Below are 6,036 nucleotides of genomic sequence, written 5' to 3'. Positions count from 1 at the left end.
GAGCGCAGCGCGCTCCAAACCTGCCGACTCCGTCAGAGGCGCTGGCTCACTCGTTGGCAAGCTGCGCCCACGCAAGCGATCAAACATGGTCCTTGTCTCCTGGCGACCGTGCGGCTCATTGCGGCCGCTTCCGGGGTCCTCACCAGTCGCGGAGCTTAACGCGCAAGCGCGCAATCGCCTGGCTGTGCAGCTGGCAAACGCGGGACTCTGTGACTTTTAAGACAGCAGCAATCTCTTTCAGGTTCATGTCATGTTCGTAATACATGGACATGACGAATTGCTCGCGCTCTGGCAGGTTCTTGATGGCAGCCACCAGGGCTTCACGCATGCGGTGGTCCTGCAGCATGGCCATCGGATTGCAGGACTCGTCGGCCACGTGGCGGTCGAGGTAGTCCTCGTCGCCTTCGTCGCCGGACATGTCTTCCAGAAACACCAGCTGTGTGCCGCGAACCTTGGACAGCAGGTCCTGGTACTCGCCCAGGCTCATCCCCATCTCGGCGGCAATCTCGCTTTCCTGAGGCGCGCGGCCCAGGCGCTGTTCCAGCTTGTGCACGGCGCTCTCGATCGAACGCTGCTGGCGGCGCGTGCCGCGGCTCATCCAGTCACCGCCGCGCAATTCGTCGAGCATGGCGCCACGGATGCGCTGGGTGGCGAAGGTCTCGAACTGCACGCCCTGCGCTGCATCGAAGCGCGACAGCGCATCAGTCAGGCCGATCAGGCCGACCTGGATCAGATCGTCCAGCTCCACATTGGCCGGCAGCTTGGCGATCATCTGATGAGCCAGCCGTCGCACCAGCGGGCTGTGCTGGCGGATCAGGGAGGAGTTATCGAGGCGACCTTTGGCGGTATACATGATCAGCTCCAGCGGCTTTTCAGAGGGCAGCGACAGCGTCGGCACGGGACTTGCGCAGCAGCGGACGCAGCGGCATCGCATCGGCCGGCGCCTCCAGCATCGCCCCGGGGGGCGCCGCCATCAGCAACTCGCGGGCCAGGTAGCGCAACTCGGGTGCCATCGGCGCTGATGCCGGCTGGCGCGGATCCATGCAGGCCCAGTCGCGCAGCACCGCACCGAGGAAACCGTCGGCACAGGAGCTGATCTGCTGGGCAATCCGTTCGGCCAGACGCAGCTGAGGCGGGCAGGCCATCAAGAGGCTGTAGACCATCAGGCCGGCGCGCTGCGACAGCCACTTCATGCCGGCATAGGCATGCGTGACGCTCTGGGCATCGGTGTCGGCCAGCAGCACCGGGCGCACCTCGCGGCTGGCCACCATGCGCGCCAGCTCGGCAGCGCTGGCATGCAGCAGCACGACATCGGCGAACGGTGCGGCATCGGCCACCACTTCCAGGAACTGGGCCGCTGAGCCATGGGCATTGATGTGGCGCAGCGGCAAGCCGCGTGCGGCCAGATAGGAAACATGCGCGGACAGGTGTTCGACGCAGGCCCCCAGGTCCACTTGTGCCAGTTCAGTCGGCTGCGGCGACATCTCGCCAGCGTCGACCACCAGCGTGTGCAGGCCCAGCTCGGCAAAGGCGGCGCACAGGCCTTCGAGCAGGACGCCCGAGCTCAGCACATGCGGGTTGCTCAGAACCGGGATGTAGCGCACGCGGGAACTGGCGAACAAGCGGCGCAGACCATCGGCTTGGTCTTGCACGGGATTGGGGCGGAAGGCGTCACGCATGGTGGCTGTCTCTTCGGGGTCAGAAAGCGCCCAGAGCCGAAGGCTGGGCGGCAGCCAGCGCAGGACCGCCGGCGAAGATCAGATTGATGTCGGCGCTGTCCATGCGCCAGGCCGCGGCGGCCGTACTGCGAAGCGCCCGTTGCACCAGCGCCGGAGCCGACAGGCGGTGCCAGTCTTCCGGCACGCGCTGGCCATTGGTGACACCCAGCACCTTGAGCTTGTGGCGAATCAGCGTATCCAGTGCCGGCGCCAGCTTGACAGCCTCGTCGATCTTGGACAGCACCACGCCCTGGCACTCGGAAGCGCGCCAGGCCAAGGCCACGTCTTCGATGGTCTCGCCCTGTTGGGCAGCGTTCAGCACCAGGATCTTGCGCAGGCTGCGGTGCGACAACATGTCCAGCAACTCAGTCGTGCGGCTGTCGCGCTGCGCCATGCCGGCGGTATCGATCAGCACCATCTTCTTGCCCGCCAGCAGATCCAGCAGATCTTCCAGCGAAGTGCGGTCGTGGGCGGTGTGAACCGGCACGCCGAGGATGCGGCCATAAGCGCGCAGCTGCTCATGAGCGCCGACACGATAGGCGTCCAGCGTGATCAAGCCCAGCTGGCTCGCACCGTGGCGGGTGGCGAAGGCAGCGGCAATCTTGGCCGTCGTCGTGGTCTTGCCCACGCCGGTGGAGCCGATCAGCGCGAACACGCCGCCCTGCTCTTCCAGCGGCGGATTGTTCTCATCGGTGATCAGGTTGCGCGCCAGCACATTGGCGGCCCAGGCCGTCTCGTCAGGCGCACCCTGCTTGAAGTCGGCCGGCAGGCCTTCCGCCAGCTTGCGCACCAGGGCGGGCGAGAAGCCCACATCCAGCAGCTTCTGGGTCAGGCGGGCCTGAGCGGGTTGACGCTGCAGCTTCTCCATGAAGGCCAGGGCGCCAAAGCGCTCCTCGATCAGGCCCTTCATCGAACGCAGCTCGTTCATCATGTCCTGCTGGTCGCGGCGTCCAGGCGCACTGGCCAGATCGGGCATCTCGCGCGACCGGGTGCCCTGTGGCACGCGGATCTCGTCACGCAGCACCGGCGGTGCCGAGCGTGCCGGGGCGGGTGGCGGGCTGGATTCAGGGCGGCGCGGTGCCATGGCCTGCATCGCCGCTTCAGCGCGCTGCTTGCGCAAGGTCGCCAGCGAAGCCACGCCCTCGGGTGGCAGTTCCGGCTGCTGCGCAGCAGCAGTCGCGGCATCCAGGCTGGGTTCGGTGCGGCCGCTGAGTTCGGCTTGGCGGCGCTTCAGCATGCGCTCGCGCACATAGTCCTGGAAGGACAAGGTGCTCATCGCCAGCGCCTGCACATCGTCATTGACGTCGACATTGGGCACCTGGCGGGCCGCACGCTCGGCCAGTCGGCCGGACTTGGCGGCGGGCGCCTGCGCAGCCGCAGCCGGGCGGGCCTGCACGCGGCTGGGCGCGCTGACCTTGGGCGCCTGCGCGGCCACTTTTTCGATCTGGGACATGCCCTCGGGAGCCATCGCCAGCACCTCGACGCCTTCGGCGCAAGGCTTGTTGGACAGCACGACGGCATCGTCGCCAAAGGCCTGGCGAACCAGGGCCATGGCCTCCCGGGAGGTACGGGCGGTAAAGCGCTTCACATTCATGCCGTGCCTCCAATGATCGAGCCGATGCGGATGGTGTGGGTTTCAGGAATCTCGCTGTGCGCCAGCACCTTCAGGCGCGGCGCGGCACGCTTGAGCAGGCGGGCCATCGGTGCGCGGATCGCATCCGGCACCAGCAGGCAGGCCGGCACACCGCGGTCTTCCTGCGTCTGACTGGTCTCTGCGGCACTGCGCGCCAGCGTGTCGGCCACGCCTGGATCGAGCGCAGCGCCATGGGGCGAATTCAGGGCCTGGGTCACCAGGCGTTCCAGCTCCGGCTCCAGCGCGATCACATCCAGCTCTTTCACCGGGCCGTAGATCTGCTGCACGATGGCCGGAGCGATGTGGGTACGGATACGGCGGGCCAGTTCGGCCGGGTCGCTGACCACGGCGGCGTTCTCGGCGATGGACTCGACGATGGAACGCATGTCGCGGATGTGCACGCCCTCTTCCAGCAGCAGCTGGAGAATTCTTTGCAGTGTGGCGATGCCGACCATTTTGGGTATCACGTCTTCGATCAGTTGCGGGGCCTGCTTGGTGAGGTGTTCCACCAGCTGCTGGGTCTCCACCCGACCCAGGAGACGGGCCGCGTGGACTTGCATCAAGTGTGAAAGATGGGTCGCCACGACGGTCGAGCAATCAACCACGGTAAATCCCGCCATTTGGGCCATATCCCGCTGGCGATCCTCGATCCACACCGCCGGCAGGCCGAAGGCCGGGTCGGTGGTTTGGGTACCGATCAGCTTCTGGCTGGCATGGCCCGGATTGATCGCCAGCCACATGCCGGGGAAGGCCTCGGCCTCACCGATGACCGCACCGCGCAGCGTGATGCGGTACTGGCTGGGTCGCAATTCCAGGTTGTCACGGATATGCACCGAAGGCGGCAGGAAGCCGACTTCCTGCGCGAACTTGCGGCGAACGCCCTTGATCCGGCTGAGAAGATCGCCTTCCTTGCTCTTGTCCACCAGGGTGATCAGGCGGTAGCCAACTTCCAGGCCCAGCGTGTCCACTGGCACCAGATCGTCCCAGCTGGCCTCGACATTGGCCTCCGGCGAGGCAGCGCTCGGCAGGGCCGGCGCCTTGGCGGCCGCCTCGGCCGCCTGTTCCTTGCGACGCAGCCACCAGGCGGCATAGCCCAGCCCGCCTGCGATCAACAGGAAGACCATATGTGGCATGCCCGGGATCACGCCCAGCAGACCGATCACGCCGGCCGTGATGGCCAGCGACTTGACCGAGCCGAAGACCTGGCGGCCGATCATCGAGCCGATGTCCTTGTCCTTGCCGACGCGCGACACCACCATGGCGGCAGCCACCGAGATCAGCAGGCCGGGGATCTGCGCCACCAGCGCATCGCCGACCGCCAGCAGCACGTAGGCATCCGCAGCCTGCCCGGCCGACAGTCCATGCTGAACCACGCCGATGATGAATCCACCGACGATGGTGATGACCAGGATCAGGATGCCGGCGATCGCGTCACCGCGCACGAACTTGCTGGCACCGTCCATGGAGCCGAAGAAGTCCGCTTCGTCGCTGAGTTCGGCGCGGCGGCGCTTGGCCTCTTTCTCATCGATCAGACCGGCGTTCAGGTCGGCGTCCACCGCCATCTGCTTGCCAGGCATTGCATCCAGCGTGAAGCGCGCGCCGACCTCGGCGATGCGCTCGGCACCCTTGGTGACCACAATGAAGTTGATCACCACCAGGATCGCGAACACGATCAGGCCGACCGCGAAATTGCCGCCGATCAGGAAGTGGCCGAAGGCCTCGATCACCTGTCCCGCCGCGCCCGGCCCGGTATGGCCTTCGAGCAGCACCACCCGGGTGGAGGCGACGTTGAGCGACAGGCGCATCAGCGTGGTGAGCAGCAGCACCGTCGGGAAGGCAGCGAAGTCCAGCGGACGCACCATGTGCGAGGCCACCATCATCACCATGATGGCCATGGCGATGTTGAAGGTGAAGAACAAGTCGAGCACAAAGGGCGGCAGCGGCAGCACCATCATCGACAGCACCAGGATCACCGCCAGCGGTGCTCCCAGGGCGCTGATGACCGCGGCACGCGGACCCAGCAAAGCCTGCACTTGGGCCATCAGCGCATTCATGCCTCATCCTCCAGAGCGTCGTCGCCGTCGCGCTTGGCCACCGGCTTGTTGTGCGGGTCAAGCTCAGGCGGAACCGGCGGGTTGGGCATGACAGGCGTCGTGCCACGGCCGGCCATCGCGGCCTTGAGCTGATAGACATAGGCCAGCACCTGCGCCACGGCGGCAAACAGGGCTGCGGGAATTTCGCGGTCCAGCTCGGCATGGGCATAGAGCGCACGCGCCAGCACTGGCGACTGCAGCACCGGCACCTTGGCGTCGGTGGCCAGATCGCGGATCTTCATGGCCAGCAGGTCGGCACCCTTGGCCACAACCTTGGGCGCAGCCATCTTGCCTTCCTCGTACTTGAGCGCGACCGCATAGTGGGTCGGGTTCATCACCACCAGGTCGGCCTGCGGTACAGCGGCGAGCATGCGACGCTTGGCCATCTCGCGCATCTTGGCGCGCATCTTGGCCTTGATCTCCATATTGCCCTCCTGCTCCTTCATCTCCTTCTTCGCCTCTTCGTGCGACATGCGCAGGCGCTTCAGAAAGAGATGACGCTGCAGCGGCACGTCGATCACGGCAAACAGGGCCAGGGCCAGGGCCACCAGGCCGAGGCCACTCATCAGCTGCTGTCCGGCATAGGCCAGCG

Annotated in this window: 5 protein-coding genes; all 5 read right to left on the bottom strand. The window is 66.3% G+C overall.

Features of this window, described 5'->3' with window-relative positions; all coding sequences use genetic code 11:
• Positions 1-139: 139 nt before the first annotated feature.
• The gene (locus ACIQ67_RS18825) at positions 140-853 is read right to left on the bottom strand and encodes an RNA polymerase sigma factor FliA (RefSeq protein WP_397535912.1); all 714 of its coding nucleotides are present in this window, start codon (positions 851-853) and stop codon (positions 140-142) included.
• 19 nt (positions 854-872) lie between these two features.
• Complete coding sequence (locus ACIQ67_RS18820) at positions 873-1,679, bottom strand: MinD/ParA family protein (RefSeq protein WP_397535910.1); 807 nt, start codon at positions 1,677-1,679, stop codon at positions 873-875.
• Positions 1,680-1,698: 19 nt separating this feature from the next.
• Positions 1,699-3,312: a flagellar biosynthesis protein FlhF gene (gene flhF, locus ACIQ67_RS18815; RefSeq protein ID WP_397535909.1), complete on the bottom strand. Its 1,614-nt coding sequence runs from the start codon at positions 3,310-3,312 to the stop codon at positions 1,699-1,701.
• The gene (gene flhA / locus ACIQ67_RS18810; RefSeq protein ID WP_397535911.1) at positions 3,309-5,393 is read right to left on the bottom strand and encodes a flagellar biosynthesis protein FlhA; all 2,085 of its coding nucleotides are present in this window, start codon (positions 5,391-5,393) and stop codon (positions 3,309-3,311) included. Before flhA ends, flhF begins: the two co-directional genes overlap by 4 nt.
• 8 nt (positions 5,394-5,401) lie before the next feature.
• Positions 5,402-6,036 (bottom strand): flagellar biosynthesis protein FlhB (locus tag ACIQ67_RS18805; RefSeq protein ID WP_397535908.1); only part of this gene is annotated, 635 nt, incomplete at its 5' end.

Source organism: Roseateles sp. (assembly GCF_044373315.1).
In the GTDB taxonomy this organism is placed as follows: domain Bacteria; phylum Pseudomonadota; class Gammaproteobacteria; order Burkholderiales; family Burkholderiaceae_C; genus JACDQM01.
This window is presented reverse-complemented; position numbering and strand designations above follow the sequence as displayed.

Bases quoted from the DNA above. Each gene is read 5' to 3' on its own strand.
- ACIQ67_RS18825 (WP_397535912.1), bottom strand. From the start codon at position 853: ATGTATACCGCCAAAGGTCGCCTCGATAACTCCTCCCTGATCCGCCAG.
- ACIQ67_RS18820 (WP_397535910.1), bottom strand. From the start codon at position 1,679: ATGCGTGACGCCTTCCGCCCCAATCCCGTGCAAGACCAAGCCGATGGT.
- flhF (WP_397535909.1), bottom strand. From the start codon at position 3,312: ATGAATGTGAAGCGCTTTACCGCCCGTACCTCCCGGGAGGCCATGGCC.
- flhA (WP_397535911.1), bottom strand. From the start codon at position 5,393: ATGGCCCAAGTGCAGGCTTTGCTGGGTCCGCGTGCCGCGGTCATCAGC.